Raw genomic sequence first — 16545 nt, forward strand, 5'->3', positions numbered from 1 at the left:
CCGCGCGGGGAGGTCGACGGCCGGGTGACCAGCCGCTCAGGGGCGGGTTCAGGAGTGAGCGGTCACGGTCGCGGTGAGGGGCGCGGGGCCGAGGGTGGCCGCCGCCATCGGGCGGGGGCGGCTGCCCGGGACCGGGTCCACGTGCCAGGCGGCCGTGACCGCCGCCGTCAGGAGGGTGAGCTCCGCCAGGGCGAAGTCGCCGCCGGGGCAGCCGTGCACACCGGCGGCGAAGGGCAGGTAGGCGCCGCGCGGGGGAGCGGGGTGCCGTTGCGGGTCCCAGCGGTCGGGGTCGAACGCGCCCGGGTTGCGGTACCAGCGCGGGTCCCGGTGCAGGGCGTAGGGGCTGTAGAAGATCTGGGCCCCGGGCGGGAGTCGGTGGCCACCCAGTTCCACCGCACTGCCCGTACGGCGGGGGAACAGCCAGATCGGCGGGTAGAGCCGGAGGGTCTCCTGGACGACGCGGTGGGTGAGCACGAGCGCGGGGAGGTCCGCCGGCTCGACGGGGCGGTCGCCGACGACCCGGCGGACCTCCCCGCGGACCCGGCGGCGGAGCTCGGGGTGGCGGGCGAGGAGGATGAACAGCCAGGCGGCGGCCGCGCCGCTGGTGTGGGAGCCGCCGACCAGCAGGGAGGTCACGTCGTCGTGGACCTGCCGCCGGTCGGCGCCGACCGACAGGTGCGTCAGGGCGGCGTTGTGCGGGTCCGCGTCGATGAGGGCGTCGACGACGCCGTGGAGGTCGTTCAGGGCGGTGTGGTAGCTGCGCCGCTCCGGGCCGGGCAGCCGGTCGAGGAACGCGGCGGCGGGCCCGTAGGCCCTGCGGCCCAGTCCGGCCACGACGACCGGCAGGGCGTGGTGGACGACGGAGGCGGCGCCGGCGGGGAGCGGACGGCCGAAGAGGGTCGCGGCGACCACGTTCAGGGTCAGTTCGGCCATCTCGGCGTTGAGGTCGATCCGTTGGCCGTGGTGCCACGAGTCGGCCCGGGCGGTGGCGAGTTCGGCCATGGTGTCGAGGTATCCGGGCAGGCGGGCGGCGCTCAGCAGGGGTTGGACGACGCGGCGGCGGTCCCGGTGGTGGGTGCCGTCGGCCACGGCGATGCCGGTTCCGAACAGGGGGCGGGACTTGGTGAAGATCTCGCCGCGGTCGAAGCGTCCCCCGGGTCCGGTCAGCAGGGCCATGACGAGGTCGGGGTGGTTGAGGAGGTAGGCGGGCCGGGGGCCGATGCGGAACTCGACCACGTCCCCGTAGCGGCGTTGGGCGTCGAGGAAGGCCAGGGGCGCTCTGGCCAGCCGGATCGCGTGCCCGAGGAGCGGGACGGCGCCCGGCACCCGGGCCGGGCGGCGGCCGGTGGGGTCAGGGGGTGTCGGCATGGTGGTCCTCTCCCGTGGGCGCAGGCGCGGTTGTTGTCGTTCCGGTGCGGTACCGGGGCGTGCTCAGGCCCCATTCCAGGTGGCCCCGGGCCCAGTCGAGGAGCGCCTCGGCGCAGTGGTCGGCCTGCCGCCGGAGGGCGGGTGGCGTGGCGAGCGCGCGGGCGAGGCCGGTGAGTTCGCGGCGGGCCCGGGCGTGGGCGCGCAGGCGGTCCTCGAAGGCGTCCGTCACGAGGAGGGTGGCGGCGTGCCGGTCCATGCCGCCGTGGTGGGCGGTGACGAGCACCAGGTTGTGGGGGTCGCCCTGGGCGGCCTCCTTGTCCACGGTCATCAGGTCGTTGGTCCAGCACACCAGGTCCGCCGCCGCGACGAGGAGTTCCTGGAAGGGGCGGGAGTAGTACAGGGACGGGGGCAGGAAGCAGCCGTCCGTTCGCTCGACGAGGTCGAACGAGGGCATGATCGCTCCGAAGGCCCGGCGCCAGGCGGGAAACCCGTCCGGGTACGGGACGTGGCCGGCCTGCCGGTGGGCGGCCTGCCAGACGCAGCCGGACAGGTAGTCGGCCACGTGACGACGGAACCTCAGGACCCAGGCGTCGGGCATGGCGTCCGAGGCCCGCTCGACGATCTCCGCGAGGGCCCGCCCCATGGGCGAGGTGGGAACCGACCCGTACGAGACGATGCCGAGCGGCTCGTGCAGGTGTTCCTCCAGGCGATCGGCGTCACGCCCCAGGTCGCCCTCGTCGATCCGGTCGTCGAGGAGGAACAGCCAGGCCATCCACATCGCCACCAGGGCGCTGTCCGACCGGTCGGCCCGCGGATGGCACCACGCCGCCAACAGCCCGGGACGGATCCGCGCGAGGTTGCGCAGCTCCGCCGACGTCTCGCAGAGGCCGGCGGCCTCCACCCACCGCAGGGTCTGCGCGTCGGCGGTCCCGGCGTGGTCGCCGTGGCGGGCCGGGACGTCCCGGATCGCGGAGCCCTTGAGCACGTCGATCGTCATGCAGCCCCCGCCTTCGGTTGTCGCGCCATTTGTCGTTCCGGCTGGCGTCGCGCCGGGCGAACGCCCCACATGGCGATCATCGCGTGCGCCGTGTCGACGAACCCGGGGCGGCGCAGGTGGGCCAGCGCCTCGGCGCCTTCCGCCTCCCCGAGGGCGCCGGAGCGTGCCATCGCGGGCAGGAGATCGGCGATCGAGAGCGCCCAGGCCCGCCCCGCCGCGTTGGTCGCCGTCAGCGTCGGGCAGTGGACCCGCATCCCCACCTCGCCGAGTCCCAGCCCCCGCAGCGGGGCGGGGAACGACCGGGCCCAGGCCGCCACGTCGCTGCCGAGCGTCGTGGCCAGGGTGGTGGTGACGGCGGCCCCGAGGCGCCGCACGACCGGATCGGGGGAGGAGGCGGAGGGGAAGAACGAGGGGTCCTCGATGTACAGGCGGCCGCCCGGCTTCAGCCAGGACGCCATGCGCCCCGGCAACGAGGCACGATCGGGCAGGTGGCACAGGACACTGCGGGCGACGATGAGGTCGAAGGTGTCGGGCGGGAACCCTTCGGTGCGCACGTCGTGTCGCAGCACCCGCAGGGCCGGGTGGCGCGGGCCCGCGAGGAAGCGGAGGTCCGTGTCGGTGGCCGTCACCTCGCCCTCGGGGTGACGGCGGGCGAGCCACAGGGCCAAGGTCCCGGCCCCCGCCCCGATTTCCAGACAACGGGCCCCGGCCGGTAATTCCCAACGCGCCAGATCGCCGGTCGTCGCGGGATCGCACAAATCGGCCAGGGCGTTCAGACGTTCCATTTGCGCGGGGTGGGCGAAGGCGAGGACTTCGTCCCCGTACGCCGGGAGTTCGCGTTCCGTCGGCGGTTCCTTCCGCATGCGGTACCTCCTTTTCCTCGCCGATTGGATCAGTGCCGTTGTACCGCCCCCTGGCGACACGCCAGTCCGTTCGGTGCGGCGCACCGGATTTCGTGCTTCGCTTCTCGCGGCTTCTTGTGGCTTCTCGCGGTTTCTCGCGGTTTCTGGCGTGGGAGGCCGTGAACACGGCGACGGTGACGGCGGCGCACCGCCGCCGCCCTCGATTCGCATCGATCTCAACACCGGTGTCCACGGGTGTCAACGGGGCGTCAAGGTGCTGGCAGGAGCGCCATGGTGGTCGTGCCGCAGGAGGTCCGGTGGGGTTGACGGACAACTCCGCGTCGTCCCAGAGTGTTTCTGCCCACGCGAAAAGAAACCCGGGGAACCGGGATGTCCGAGGAGGCGCCACATGGCCGAAAAGGACCGTGAGGACCGCGTGATCGTGGTCGGATCCGGAATCGCGGGAGCGGCCGCCGCTTTTCGGCTGCGCCAGGCCGGTTGCGACGTCACTCTGTTCGAAAAGGAGGACCACGTCGGAGGCCGGATGTCCACCCGCGAAGTGCCGGTCGGAGACGTCCGATATCGCGTCGACCGCGGCGCGAGCTGGCTTTCCCGCAATTACGCGCCCATGATCCGACTGTTGGAGGACGCGGGGCTCGCCACGCGCATGCTCCCGTGTTCGGACGAGCTGGGCGTGCTGCGCGAGGGCCGGGTGCACCGGCTCTCACTCGTCCAGGCCTCGGGACTCCTGCGGACCGGACTGCTCGGGTGGCGCGCCAAGTTCAAGGCGCTGAACCTGCTGCGCGACCTGGCGGCCGCCCGCCGCCGGCTGCGCTGGGAGGACATGTCCGGCGCCGCCGGGATCGACGGGGAGAGCGCTCGGGAGCACGCCCTGCGCAGGCTCGACCGGGAGCTCCTGGACTACCTGATCGAGCCCCTGTGCAGCACCCAGTTCCTCGTACCCGCCGAGGAGGTCGCCGCCGTCGGCGCCTTCTGCATCATGTGGGGCACGTTCGGGGCCGCGAGCTTCACCTTCGACGGCGGCGTCGGGAGCCTCCCCGGACACCTCCTCGACACCCCCGTGATGCGCGCCCCGGGCACCCGTGTCGAACTGGGCGCCCACGTGACCGAGGTCCGCCGGGACGGGAACGGGGGCGGCGCCGTGGTGGTGTGGGAGCGGGACGGCGAGGTCCGGACGGAGCGGGCCCGCGCCTGCGTCGTGGCCGTGCCCGCCCCGGTCGCGGCCCGGATCGTCACCACCCTCGACGACGACCAGCGCCGCTACCTCGACGGGGTCCGGTACACCAGCGACGTCCACGTCACCTTCGGGCTGCGTCGGCCTCCCGCCGAGACGGCCCTGGGCGTCGCCGTGCCGCGCCGGGAGCACCCGGACCTGTGCGTCGCGCTGTACGAGCACAACCTCGGCCCCGGCCGGGCCCCCGCCGGCCGGGGCCTGGTCACCCTGGTCTTCCGGCACCACTGGAACGCCGCCCGGATGGCCCTCGACGACGACACGGTGATCGCCGACGCCCGCGCGGCCGTGGGCGAGGTGATGCCGGGTCTGGCCGCCCACATCGACGACCACCGGGAGATGGCCGTCGTCCAGCGCTGGGAGAACGCGGTCCTCGCCCGCCCGGCCGGCGGGTACCGGGACCTCGCCGCCTTCACCGCGAGCCTGGATCCGGCCTCCCCCGTCCAACTGGCCGGGGACCACTTCGCCTACAGCACCACCAACGCCGCGCTCGCCACCGGCGAACGCGCCGCGCGCCGGGTCCTGGACCTGCCCCTCGCGACCTGAGGCGACCAACGCCCTTTCCCCGGCGGGCGGCATCCCCGCGTACCGTCAGCGCCCACCTGTACCGCGTCTTCCCCAAGCCGGGCATCACGACGTGGGTCGCCCTCAGGGACGCCCTGAACAGGCTGGAGGAGCATGCCCCTGCCGCGTCCGAGACGGCACGGGCGACGGGCTGGCAGCGTCCGCTCCGGCGCGAGGGGGTGGCGACGGCCGGTCCGCGATGAGGACGGGGCGGCGGAGAGCGCCCGCCCCGGAGGCACGGATGGAGCGACATCCGGCCGGCTCTCTCACACGTATGACAGTCACGTGACCGCATCGGCGAGACACATGACTGTCATACGCGAGGCCGTTGGACACACGTACGCGTCCCTGGGCGCCGAGCGAGGAGAAGCCCGGGATCGGGGGCCTCCCGTACTCAACGGCAGTTGAGGTCAAGGCCGTTGAGCGTCCTCCTGCGCCGCGAGCGCGTGCCGGCCGGACTCGGCGAGGGTGTACAGCACGGACCGCTGCTGCTTGTGGCGCTGGATGTTCCCCTTGGCCACGAGCGACTCCAGGGTGTTGCGCACGACCTGCGGGGTGGGGGCGCGGTCCGGGTGCTTCGCCAGCAGTTCCTCCCGCAGCTCCTTCGCCAGGCGCGGTTCGTCGTGACCGCTGAGCAGGGACAACAGGAGCTCTCCGAGCAGGGGTTGCCGCGACGTCCCGGCCGCGGCGGCCTGTGCCGGCTTCCCCGTCCGCACCGTCCGCGCCGTCCGCGCCGTGGCCCCGCTCTTCCCCGTCTTCCCGGTCTTTCCCGTCCGTGCCGAGCGCGGCGAGCGCGGCGCGGGTGTGCGGGCGGGGGCCGAAGCGGACGCCCGGCGTCGCTTCGCCCCGGTGAGCACGGGCTCGTCCTGTGCCTGCTCGGGCAGGGGCGCGGGCTCCGACAGGCCCTCGTACCGTTCGGCGAGGCGGAGGATGTCGACCAGGAGGGCTTCCTCCTGCTTCAGCATCCTGGCCTCCTCGGCCAGTTCCTGCTGACGCCGACGGTTCTCTTCCAGATCCGATGCGGCCTGATCGACGAGCCGCGTACGGAGCGTGCTGGCTGGTTGGCTGGTCACAACCGTTCACTCCCTAGTAATGGATGACGTTGCGCATGGTACCCACGCCGGAGCTTCCGTGGAGGAGGGTGCCGGCAGTGTGCGGCATTCCCCCGGGGCCGTGCAGTACCATTCCCGACCATCCCCGACGGGCGGGCAGGGAGCGCCGACACGGCGGGGCGGCGCCGACAGGGCATCGCACGGTCGGCGACATGGTCGGGGACATTGTTCGGTGACGTTACGTCATTCGACTGTTTCCGCCGTGGGCACCGATGGACGACCCTGGTCCCTTCCGCTCCCGCACACACCTGTGCCGGGTACCCACCGACGCCCCGCGGAGGGACTGTTCCGTGACCCGAACCCCCGTCGTCCTCATCCACGGTGCCTGACTGCACGCGTTGTGCGGACGGCGCGGCACACCCGCGCCGGAGGGTGGACACCGGGAACGCACGGCGGGCGCCCTGCTGCTCATCTCCGGCCAGGAGGACCGCATGGTGCCCGACAGTGTCACCCGCTCGGTGTACAAGCTGTACGACGACTCGACGGCGACGAGCGACCTCAACACTTCCCCGACCGTGCGCACTCGCTGACCGTCGACAGCGGCTGGCGCTCCGTCGCCGACCACGTGCTGCTGCGGCTCGCGCTCCAGGACATCCACGGGCCCGACGCGTAGGCGCGGACGGCCGCCGGCCGGTACGCCGGTCAACCGTCACGGCACCGGCCCGCGCCCCTGCCGCCGTTCGGGCGGCGGGGGCACGGGCCGGTCGCGTGACCGTCCGGGGTGGGGGTCAGCTCGGGAAGGGCCAGGTCGGGCACCACGGCCAGGTGACCTGGCCCGGGTAGGGCGGGCCCCACGGCGGGCACTTGGGCAGGGTCGGCGTCGACGGGGCGCTGGTCCACAGGATCTTGCCGTTCAGCTGGACGGCGATCGCGCCCTCGTTGTAGACGGCCAGTTCGGCGCCGGGGTTGCCGCCGGTGTTGCTGGCCCACAGCGGGGCGTTGGCGGCGGAGTACACGACGAGGTTGCCGTCGCCCTGCATGACCAGGACGTTGCCGTTGGGGACGGCGCCCTTGGCGACCCAGATCGGGGTGGTGTCGCGGTACAGGACGACGTTGCCGTCGCCCTGCATGGCCAGCATGATGTGGCCGTTCGGCGAGTACCAGGCCTGGTCGCGGTTCAGCAGGCTGTTCATCGGGATGTGGGTGGGCTCGGACGGCGCGGCGGTCACGGCGGTCGGAGCCGCGGCGGGGGCGGCGGCCTGGGCGGCGTCGGCGGTACCCGTGGTGAGGGCGCCGAACCCGATCGTGGCGAGGGCGGCCAGGGCGGCGACCCGGGAGCGGAGTCTGGACATGGGTGGGCTTGAAGTCCTTCCGGGGACAGCGGAGTTGACGAGCCAGCGGGGGATTCCTGCGGCGCCCGCCCCGCTGCGTCCGGCGCCGCACCGAACGTTAGGTCCGCGCCGCGCCGCCGATCGGCAGATCCACCGGCAGCTTCCCGCCTGCGACCCCCCGCCTGCCACCCCCCGCCGGCCCGCCCGCGTCGGTTGGCCCCGGTTCCCTGGAGAAGGTCCGCGCGGGGCGCTCAGAACGTCCCGCCGTCCAGTTGGAGGGTGCGGCCGGTCATGTAGGCGGCGTCGTCGGAGGCGAGGAAGGCGTAGCCCGCCGCCACCTCCTCGGGCCGGGCCAGCCGCCGCAGTGCGGTCAGCGTGCCGAGCAGCCGCGCCAGGTCCTGCGTGCCGGCCAGGTCGGGGTGCACGTAGTGCGGCGCGCTCTCGGCGGCCATGTCCGTGTCGGTCCCGCCCGGGGCGATGGCGTTGACGGTGATACCCCTCGTGCCCAGCTCGGCGGAGAGGTTCAGGACCATCGACTCCACGGCGGCCTTGCTGGCCGCGTACAAGGTGTGGTGGAAGACGGCCTTGCCGGCGCTCACCGAGGAGGTCAGCACGATCCGGCCGCCCTCGCGCAGATGCGGCGCGGCGTGCTGCACGGTGAACAGCTGCCCGCGCGTGTTCACCGCGAAGACCCGGTCGAAGTCGGCCGGCGTGATGGTCTCCAGTGCGCCGAAGTACTCGATGCCCGCGCAGGAGGCGACCACGTCCAACTGCCCGAACTCGGCCACCGTCCGCTCGATCAGCGCCGCGATCTGCTCCGGCTCCGCGACGTCGGCCCGGACGGCGATCGCCCGGCCGCCCGCGGCGGCGAGTTCGGCCACCAGTGCGTCCGCGGCCTCCTGGTTGCCCCGGTAGCCGATCGCCACGGCCGCGCCCTCGCCCGCCAACCGCCGGGCGACGGCCGCGCCGATCCCGCGGCTCCCACCGGTCACGACGGCCGCCTTGCCTGCGAACCGTCCCTGCTGCGTGGTTGACACCATTGCTCTACGCCCTCGTCTCGTGTCGGAATGCGTGTGTCGGAAGCTCCCCGGCCCGGCTCCGGACGCTCAGCAGCAGCCCCACTGCGGGGTGGGCGCGGTGGCCGGGGTCGCGGAGGCCCGGGCGGCGGGTGCCGGCGGGTGGACGGTCGTTCCGGCCTTGATCGTCTCGACGACCTCGATGTCGCGGATCGCCTCCGGGTCGACCGTCAGCGGATTGGCACTGAGGATCACCAGGTCCGCGAGCTTGCCGACCTCGATGCTGCCCTTGCGGTCCTGCTCGCCGTACTGGTGGGCGGCGTCGAGGGTGATCGCGCGGACCGCCTCCAGGGCCGACACCCGCTGCTCCGGTCCGAGGACGACCCCGTCGGTTCGGGTGCGCCGGGTCACCTGGCTGGACAGCACGGCGATCGAGTCGGGCAGCGCCACCGGCGCGTCGTGGTGCGAGGTGTAGCGCAGGCCGCGGTCGAGCGCCCAGCGGGCGGGGGAGATGGCGGCCGCCCGCTCCTCGCCGAGGACGGTCCCGCGGTACCAGTCGCCCCAGTAGTAGGTGTGCATGGAGAAGAAGGACGGCACGATCCCCAGCCGGGCGAACGCCTCGACCTGGTCCTCGCGGGCGGTCTGCGCGTGGATGGCCACGGTCGGGCGCCGGCCCGGCCCGGCCGCCTCGACCGCCCGGAGGAACTGGTCGATCGCCGCGTCGCCGTTGACGTGCGCCAGGACCTGCCAGCCCCGCTCGACCGCCGTGCTGACCTGCTTGGCCACCACCGCGTCGTCCCGCTCCGCCGGGTACCCGCAGTAGTCCTCGGGCTGACCGGCCGGCGGCGTCAGGTACGGCGCGGTGAGCCACGCCGTGCGGCCCTGCGGCGAGCCGTCCAGCACCAGCTTCACCCCGGCCGCGCGGACGCCGTCCACGTACTCGTCGCTCACCCCGATCGGGTCGTCCAGTGCGGAGGAGGTCGCCTCGCCGGCCTTCACGTACGCGACCACGTCGACCGCGAACGGCACGGCGGCGGCCGTGTCCCGCAGCGCCTTGAGGTTGGCGAGGGTGGTGCCGCCCTCCTGGACGGTGGTGAAGCCGAAGCTCGCCGCCGTGGCGGCGCCGGTGATGAACAGCATCAGCTGTGCCCGTTCCGGCAGCCCCGCGAGCGCCAGGTCCGAAGCCGGGGTGAACGCCTTCTCCTCCAGGACCCCGTCGGGCTCGCCGTGCGCGGGCGGGACGGCGAGTTCGCGCCGCCGGATCACCCCGCCCTCGGGGTCGGGCGTGGCGGCCGAGTAGCCGAGCCGTTCCAGGCCGAGGCTGTTCACCGCGCCGAGGTGGAAGGACTGGTGGATGGCGAGCACCGGGCGGTCCGTGGACACCTCGTCGAGGTCGTCGCGGGTGGGGTGGCGGCCCTCGGCGAGCATCGCGTCGTCGTACCCGAACCCGACGATCCACTCGGAGTCCGCGCCCACCGTGCTCCCGGCCCAGTCGCGCAGCTTGTCCTTCAGCGAGTCGAGCCCGGTGACGTCGCCGTCCGGCGCGGCCAGCAGGTTGGCGATGGTGGCCTGGAGGCCGATGCCGCCGAGGTGCCCGTGCGCGTCGACGAAGCCGGGCAGCAGGGCGCGGCCCTCGAGGTCCCGTACGACGGTGTGCGGGCCGCGCCACTGGTCCAGCGCCTCCTGCCGGGGGCCGACGAAGACGATCGTGCCGTCCTTGACGGCCACGGCCACGGCCACGGCCACGGCCACGGCCACGGCCACGGCCTCGGCCTCGGGGCGCCGGGCGTCACTTTCGCTGCTCGCGGTGCTTCCGGTGCTCTCGGCGACGGTGACGATCTCGCCGCCGTGGAGGATGAGGTCGGCCTGCTGGGCCATGCGGGTCTCCTGGAGGTAGGGGTTTGCGCCACGCTCCTACCCATGGTGACCGCGGAATCACCTTCTGTGGCGCCGGTCTGTCCGTATGTCGCTCCCGCACGGTGGTTGCGGGTGTCTCAGGTGTCTCAGCGCTGTTCCTCCGGGCGTCTCTCCAGCTCCCAACGGGTGTGGAAGGTCCCCTCCCGGTCGACACGGTGGTAGGTGTGCGCGCCGAAGAAGTCCCGCTGTCCCTGCACGAGTGCGGCCGGGAGGCGCTCCGCCCGCAGGCCGTCGTAGTAGGCGAGCGCGGTCGCGAAGCCGGGGGCGGGCACCCCCAGTTGGGCCGCCGTCGAGACGACCCGCCGCCAGGCCGACTGCGCGGAGCCGAGCGCCTCCCGGAAGTGCGCGTCGGTCAGCAGCGTGGGACGCTCCCGGTCGGCCTCGTACGCGGCCCTGATCCGGTCCAGGAACCGGGCCCTGATGATGCAGCCGCCGCGCCAGATCGCGGCCATCTCACCGGGGTCGATCTGCCAGGAGTACTCCGCGCTGCCGGCCTGGATCTGGTTGAAGCCCTGGGCGTAGGCCACCATCTTGGAGGCGTACAGCGCCTGCTCGACGTCCTCCGCGAACCGGTCCGCCGCCGCGCTGTCGAGCCAGGTCTCGGTGGGGCCGGGCAGCCCCCGGCCGGCCTGCCGGAGCGGCACGCTGCCGGACAGCGCCCGGGCGAAGACCGCCTCGGCGATCCCGCTGACGGGCACGCCGAGCTCCAGCGCGCTCTGCACCGTCCAGCGGCCGGTGCCCTTCTGCTCGGCCTGGTCCAGCACGATGTCGACGAAGGGCTTCCCGGTCGCCGCATCGGTGTGGGCGAGGATCTCGGCGGTGATCTCGATCAGGTAGGACTCCAGGCGCCCGCCGTTCCAGGTCCGGAAGACCTCGGCGATCGCGTCGGGTTGCAGTCCGGCGCCGTGCCGCAGCAGGTCGTACGCCTCGGCGATGAGCTGCATGTCGGCGTACTCGATGCCGTTGTGGACCATCTTGACGAAGTGGCCGGCGCCGTCCGGTCCGACGTGGGTGCAGCAGGGCTTGCCGTCGACCTTGGCCGCGATGTCCTCCAGCAGCGGTCCCAGGACCCGGTAGGCCTCCGGGGTGCCGCCGGGCATGATGCTCGGCCCCTCCAGGGCGCCCTGCTCGCCGCCGGAGATGCCGCTGCCCACGAAGTGCAGGCCGCGTTGGCGCAGGGCCGCCTCCCGCCTCCTGGTGTCGAGGAAGTGCGCGTTCCCGCCGTCCACCACCACGTCGCCCTCGTCGAGCAGCGGCACCAGCTCGTCGATGACCGCGTCGGTCGGCGCCCCGGCCTTGACCATGATCACGATCAGGCGGGGGCGTTCCAGGGCCGCGACGAACTTCTCCGTGGTCTCGGCGGCCACGAACTCGCCCTCGTGCCCGAACTCCTCCAGCAGCGCCGTGGTCCGCGCCAGCGTGCGGTTGTGCACGGCCACCCGATAGCCGTGGCGGGCGAAGTTCCTGGCCAGGTTGCGGCCCATCACGGCCAATCCGGTGACGCCGATCCGGGCCGGTGCCTGCTCGGTCATGGCGGGAATCTCCAAGGGGGTCTCGGGGGCACGGTGGTACAGCGACTCGGGGCTGTCGGGGCTGTCGGGACTACTCGGCGGAGAGCGCGAGGATCTCGTCCTCGGGAAGCTCGACGTACTCCTCGCCCTCCACCCGGATCTCCGAACCGGAGAGCCTGTTGAAGAGGATCTTCTCGCCGACCTTGACGTCCACCGGGTGCGGCTTGCCGCTCCCCAGCTGTCGGCCGGGCCCCACCGCCACCACCTCGCCCGTCCACGTCTCCGGGTCCTGCGGGGTCGGAACCCCGATCGGCTTGACGATCAGATGATCGTGCTTCGGGTGGAAGTCGGGCATGGCATGGTCCTCTCACGTAGCCGCCTGCGGCGCAGCCGGGGCCGCCCCCACGCCTCGATTCTGCCGATCCGCGTCCGCGACCGCCCCACCAGCCGCTCGACGTCCACGCACCGGCGCGGCCGTTCCCGCTGCCCGTCGCCTGCGGCGGGCGCTGCCGAGTTTCCGGGCGCGGCATACTCCGTTCGGGTCGCGGGGCGTCGGCCCGGGCGCAGCGCGGCGGCTCCGGCCGGCTACTGCAGCAGTGCGGCGTGCGGGTGGTCCGGGGCCGCCGGGCACGCGTAGATCTGCTGGTTGTACCCGTCGCCGACGGTGATCATGGTCGGTGCCGCCGGATCGGGGTGGACGGCGTCCCGGTTCGCGGCGGCCCGGTCCTCGTACGGGATCCAGCTGTGGACGTCTGCGCGGTGCTCCTTCGTGGCGATGGTCAGCATCGGGTCCATCCGGCAGCCGCAGGCGCGGCAGTACTGCGGAGCGGGATCGGTGAAGCTCCAGGGAGCCCAGCCGCCGGCCTTCCAACCGGGGGCGACGGACAACTCCCGGTCGTAGTAGCCGTCCTCCGCCCCGTCGTAGGCGCTGTCCGGCTCCGCGCCGGTCTTCCGCCGCGCGCTCCACGCCCGGACCTGCGCGCGCAGGTCCGGGTCGAGCTCCACCGCCAGCGGGTACTCGGTGACCTGCTCGGGGGAGACCAGGCACGGCTGCGGCAGGTAGTCCTCGTACTGGATCGCGGGCGGCTGCGGAGGCGCGGTGAGGACCTCGCCGACCGCGGTGGCGGACCGCCAGAACAGCTCGGTCCTCGGCATGTTCCCCCAGGGGCGGTCGAAGGGGTGGTCGAAGGGGTGGTCGAAGGGGCACCACAGCACCTGGAGCAGGTCCGCGCCTTCGGGCGGACGCAGGTCGGGCACCTCGCGGACGTACAGCTGGGCCACGGCCAGCATCGCGACCGGCCACGGCGGGCACTGGCGGCCGGCGCCGGCCCGAGCCAGCACGGCGCGCTCCTGCGGGGTGTAGGCGCGGGCGCCCGGTGGCCGGGACCGGGCGGCCGCCCGGATCTCGCGCAACAGCCGGACATCCGCCGGGGAGGTCGCCGGCAGCACGGCCGGCACCCGGTGCGTGCCCTCGCAGTGCGGCCACGGCTCGGCGGCGGGCCACAGCAGCGGACCTCCGACCGAGCTCTCCCGCGGGGACGGCGATCCGGGCCGCGGGTGCAGCCGGGTCGCCGTCCGGGCCAGCGGGGCCAGCCGTGGGAAGGCCGCCACGATGTCATCCGGCCTCGGCGGGGTGGTGCGGGTCATTCCGGCCTCCCAGCCGTACCGGTCTCGGTTCCCCTGTCCCGGTCTCCCGGTCTCAGTTCCCCAGACTGGGCCCGCCGTCCCCGGGGACGTTCAGGAGGGTCTGCTCGTTGAAGACGGGCCATGACGCGCCATCGGGCAGCTGAACCGTGGCGCTCATGCTCGCGCCCCACGGGATCGTGCTGCCGTCGTCCCGGTAGAGGGGCGTCACCACGTAGTACACGGCGGCGTCCCCGTCCGCGGACAGCGCGTTCACCTCCTTCTGGACCCTGGCCTCGAACATCCTCATGCTGATCCCCTTGATGTTCATCCCGAGCTGGTAGCACGGGACGAGGTTGATCCAGTCCTCCTTGTGACTGCCCCTTCCCCCGAGGACGTTGGCGATCAGGTGGCAGCGGGCGAGGCCGCCGCCGGGGGATTGCGCGTTCGCGTCCTCCCAGCCCGTGATGTCGCCGCCGGCCTCGTCCCCCTTGACCAGGGGGTTCGTCAGGCAGGCCTCCGCCTTGCCGGCCCTGGTGGCCGGCGCGGGGGCCCGGGAGCCGGAGGGGCTCGGGCCCGCGGTCCGGTTGCGACTGGGCACGGGCTGCTCGGTGTTGAGGATCCATCCGCTGCCGCTCGGCCTGCCCCGGGGTTGGGTCAGGCAGGCGGCCTTGCCGGAAGGAGAGGGCGACGGGCTCCCGGGGCCGGTCTCCGGGGGCTCCGGCGCCGGCTGGACGGTCTTGATCTCGTCGATGACGAGTTTCACGCCGGCCTTGTACGCGACGAGCCGGCCCCGGCGGTCCATGGCGGTTCTGAAGACCTCCAGGGCGGGGGCCGCGGCAGCCCCCGGCATCTGCACCTGGAGGGCCGTGTAGTTCCCGTCGGGCTTGCGGACCAGCCCGTCGTAGGCGATGGACGGGCTGCCGAGCTGCGCCGCCTGTGCGGCGGGAAGCTGCCCGACGGCCTCGGGCAGCAGGTACGCCGTGCCCGGGCGCATGTCGACGGTGGTGCCGGCCTGTTTCGCGTAGGCCTTCAGGGCGGAGGTTCGCGGCTGCTGGTACGGGCTGTCGGCGGTGCCGGCGGCGTCGGCCGTGTCGACGGTGTCGACCCCCCGCCTCCGGCTCTGGGACTGGCTCTGACTCTGACCCTGGTTCTGGCTCCGGTTCTGGCTCTGGGACGGGGCGTGAGCGCGGTGCTGTGGAGGGGCGGCCGCGTCACCGCCCTGGTCCATCGCCGCCGCCGGGTCCGGTGGATTGTCGGCGAGGCTCTGGGTGGCCTGGGCCATCTGCTGGAGCAACTGCTGGGCCCGGGGCTGGAGCTGCTGCTCCTTGGCCTGGAGCTCCTTGGCCTTCGCCTCCTGGGCCTTGGCGGCGGCGCTGAGCTGGGACTGCCTGGAACTGAGCTTGGACTCCTCCTGCCCGAGCTGGGACTGCTCGTTCTCCAGGCTGCCCTTCTCGGCCTGGAGCTGCGCCTGTTCGGTCCTCAGTTCGCTCGCCTCGGCGTCGTACGCGCTGGACGCGGCGGCCTGCGCGGGCAGTTCGAAGGTGTGCGGCTTGTTGTTGTGGGCATCGATCCTGGAGGCCAGGGCCGCCGCGCGCGTCCCGAAGCTGCCGGCCTTCTGCTTCGCGGCGGCGGCCTTGCTCTCGAACGCCGCGGTGTCGTTGCGCAGGGCTGCGGCATCCTTGGTGATCTGTTCCGCCTCGGCGACCACGGCCTTCTCCTGCTGCGCGATCTCCGCCTCCTGCCGGTTGAAGTCCTCGACCTCCCGGATGAGCTGCGCCGAGGCGGCCGCGACGTCCCCGGACGGGACCAGGAGGGCGACGCCGCCCGACTGGGCCAGGACGGCCGCAGCGCCGGTGGCCGCGAACGCGGGCGCTCCCGCGCCGACGACCGGCACCAGCACGGCCGCCAGCGCCAGGAGAACGAATCGCCGTACGGTCGTCCGTACGGTCATCCGCACAGTCGTCCGTACGGTTCGCCGGCCGCGAGCGGCCGGGCCGTACGGGGACGCGGTCATCCGCTCACCTTCTCGGTGAGCTCGTCGGCGAGCTTCGCGGTGGTCGGCTGGCCGTCGCCCGCCTGGCAGACGGCGACCTGGACCAGACTCGTGCCCTTCACCCGCGCCTGGTGGTGGCAGGCCCACTGCGCGCCGCCGTCCTGTGCGCCGTCCTGCGCCGCCGTCCACGCCACGGCGACCTCGGTGGGAGGGTGGGCCGTGTAGGCCCACTTCGCGGTACGACCTGCCTGGTCGGTGACCGTCGAGGACGGGCACTTGGTGAGACCGTCGGTGAGCGCCTGGAAGGCCGCGCCGGTCTTCTCGCTGTCCGGGAACACGCCGATGACCTGGTTCACGGTGTAGGCACCCGTGGCCCCCGCGTCCTGGTAGGTCGCCGACAGGAACGCGGTCCACGCCTGTCCGTAGACCGACTGGGTCGTCGGTCCCGCCGCGACGGCGCATTCCGACGGCGACACGGCGAGCGGGGCGTGCGGACGGTTCGACTGCGGGCCGGCGACCAGCGTCGTCCCGGCCAGCCGACTGACGCTGTCAGGGCTCACGAGGTCCGCTTGGACCGTACCCGCGGCCACGTGCGGCGGCAGGCTCGTCGGCTGCTGCGGCCAGAGCCACCACCCGACGCCGGCCAGGACGAGGCAGGGCACGACCGCGGCCACGATCAGCTGCCAGTGGCGCGGTACCCGAGCGAGCCGGGGCCTGCCCGGGCCTGCCGTCGGCGCGTGCTGCGGAACCGGCGACTGCGACTGCGACTGCGGCGACGGCGACGGCGACGGCGACGGCGCCGCGCCGGATGCCGAAGGCGGCCCAGCAGGACGGGCCCCAGCGCCTGCCGGGCCACCACCGCCCGGGCCCGTCGGCGGCGAAATGATGTAGTCGGCGTCTTCGGCCACGCTGATCTCCCCCACGACACGCCGCCATCCGGGCGACTCAGGTTGCGTTCTGTAAACGAAGCCGGTACATACCGTCACTCATCCGACGCGGCGGGGCAAGACCTTCCGGTCGGATTTGAGGACCGTCTGAGCATTTCGCCGAAACCGCGAACTGACACCCAGAGCCCC

At 73.4% G+C, this 16545-nt stretch carries 13 protein-coding genes; 1 reads left to right on the forward strand and 12 read right to left on the reverse strand.

Annotated elements, in window-relative coordinates; all coding sequences use genetic code 11:
* Nucleotides 1-48 precede the first annotated feature (48 nt).
* The 3 genes from ACIP37_RS14490 to ACIP37_RS14500 are packed head-to-tail and all read right to left on the reverse strand — an operon-like array spanning nucleotide 49 to nucleotide 3150.
* On the reverse strand, nucleotides 49-1368 hold the full coding sequence (locus tag ACIP37_RS14490) for a cytochrome P450 (protein WP_400806643.1): 1320 nt from the start codon (nucleotides 1366-1368) through the stop codon (nucleotides 49-51).
* On the reverse strand, nucleotides 1352-2365 hold the full coding sequence (locus ACIP37_RS14495; protein WP_400806641.1) for a terpene synthase family protein: 1014 nt from the start codon (nucleotides 2363-2365) through the stop codon (nucleotides 1352-1354). The genes ACIP37_RS14490 and ACIP37_RS14495 overlap by 17 nt, the downstream gene beginning before the upstream one ends.
* The gene (locus tag ACIP37_RS14500) at nucleotides 2362-3150 is read right to left on the reverse strand and encodes a class I SAM-dependent methyltransferase (protein ID WP_400843922.1); all 789 of its coding nucleotides are present in this window, start codon (nucleotides 3148-3150) and stop codon (nucleotides 2362-2364) included. Before ACIP37_RS14500 ends, ACIP37_RS14495 begins: the two co-directional genes overlap by 4 nt.
* A gap of 466 nt (nucleotides 3151-3616) precedes the next feature.
* On the opposite strand from ACIP37_RS14500, the gene ACIP37_RS14505 reads away from it, so the two are divergent.
* Complete coding sequence (locus tag ACIP37_RS14505; protein ID WP_363627665.1) at nucleotides 3617-5005, forward strand: NAD(P)/FAD-dependent oxidoreductase; 1389 nt, start codon at nucleotides 3617-3619, stop codon at nucleotides 5003-5005.
* A gap of 428 nt (nucleotides 5006-5433) precedes the next feature.
* Here ACIP37_RS14505 and ACIP37_RS14510 read toward each other — a convergent pair whose 3' ends face one another.
* From ACIP37_RS14510 to ACIP37_RS14550, 9 genes are all read right to left on the reverse strand, one after another.
* Nucleotides 5434-6096: a hypothetical protein gene (locus ACIP37_RS14510; RefSeq protein ID WP_400806636.1), complete on the reverse strand. Its 663-nt coding sequence runs from the start codon at nucleotides 6094-6096 to the stop codon at nucleotides 5434-5436.
* Nucleotides 6097-6863: 767 nt separating this feature from the next.
* The gene (locus ACIP37_RS14515) at nucleotides 6864-7427 is read right to left on the reverse strand and encodes a hypothetical protein (protein WP_363586923.1); all 564 of its coding nucleotides are present in this window, start codon (nucleotides 7425-7427) and stop codon (nucleotides 6864-6866) included.
* 230 nt (nucleotides 7428-7657) lie between these two features.
* Nucleotides 7658-8398 carry an SDR family oxidoreductase gene (locus ACIP37_RS14520; protein ID WP_363586922.1) on the reverse strand — a complete coding sequence of 247 codons (741 nt, stop codon included), beginning with the start codon at nucleotides 8396-8398 and terminating at the stop codon, nucleotides 7658-7660.
* A gap of 114 nt (nucleotides 8399-8512) precedes the next feature.
* On the reverse strand, nucleotides 8513-10300 hold the full coding sequence (locus tag ACIP37_RS14525) for an amidohydrolase (RefSeq protein WP_400843925.1): 1788 nt from the start codon (nucleotides 10298-10300) through the stop codon (nucleotides 8513-8515).
* Nucleotides 10301-10425: 125 nt separating this feature from the next.
* Entirely contained in the window at nucleotides 10426-11871 is a 1446-nt protein-coding gene (gndA, locus tag ACIP37_RS14530) for an NADP-dependent phosphogluconate dehydrogenase (protein ID WP_400806629.1), read from the reverse strand.
* A 70-nt stretch (nucleotides 11872-11941) separates the two neighbouring features.
* Entirely contained in the window at nucleotides 11942-12205 is a 264-nt protein-coding gene (locus ACIP37_RS14535) for a hypothetical protein (RefSeq protein ID WP_363586919.1), read from the reverse strand.
* A 230-nt stretch (nucleotides 12206-12435) separates the two neighbouring features.
* Nucleotides 12436-13497, reverse strand: a complete 1062-nt coding sequence (locus ACIP37_RS14540) for a hypothetical protein (protein ID WP_400806626.1) — start codon at nucleotides 13495-13497, stop codon at nucleotides 12436-12438.
* A gap of 52 nt (nucleotides 13498-13549) precedes the next feature.
* Complete coding sequence (locus ACIP37_RS14545; protein WP_400806623.1) at nucleotides 13550-15427, reverse strand: DNA/RNA non-specific endonuclease; 1878 nt, start codon at nucleotides 15425-15427, stop codon at nucleotides 13550-13552.
* 59 nt (nucleotides 15428-15486) lie between these two features.
* Nucleotides 15487-16455, reverse strand: coding sequence for a sensor domain-containing protein (locus tag ACIP37_RS14550; RefSeq protein ID WP_400843928.1), 969 nt, complete (start codon nucleotides 16453-16455; stop codon nucleotides 15487-15489).
* Nucleotides 16456-16545: the final 90 nt, after the last annotated feature.

The organism is Kitasatospora sp. NPDC088861 (assembly GCF_044750105.1).
In the GTDB taxonomy this organism is placed as follows: Bacteria; Actinomycetota; Actinomycetes; order Streptomycetales; family Streptomycetaceae; genus Kitasatospora.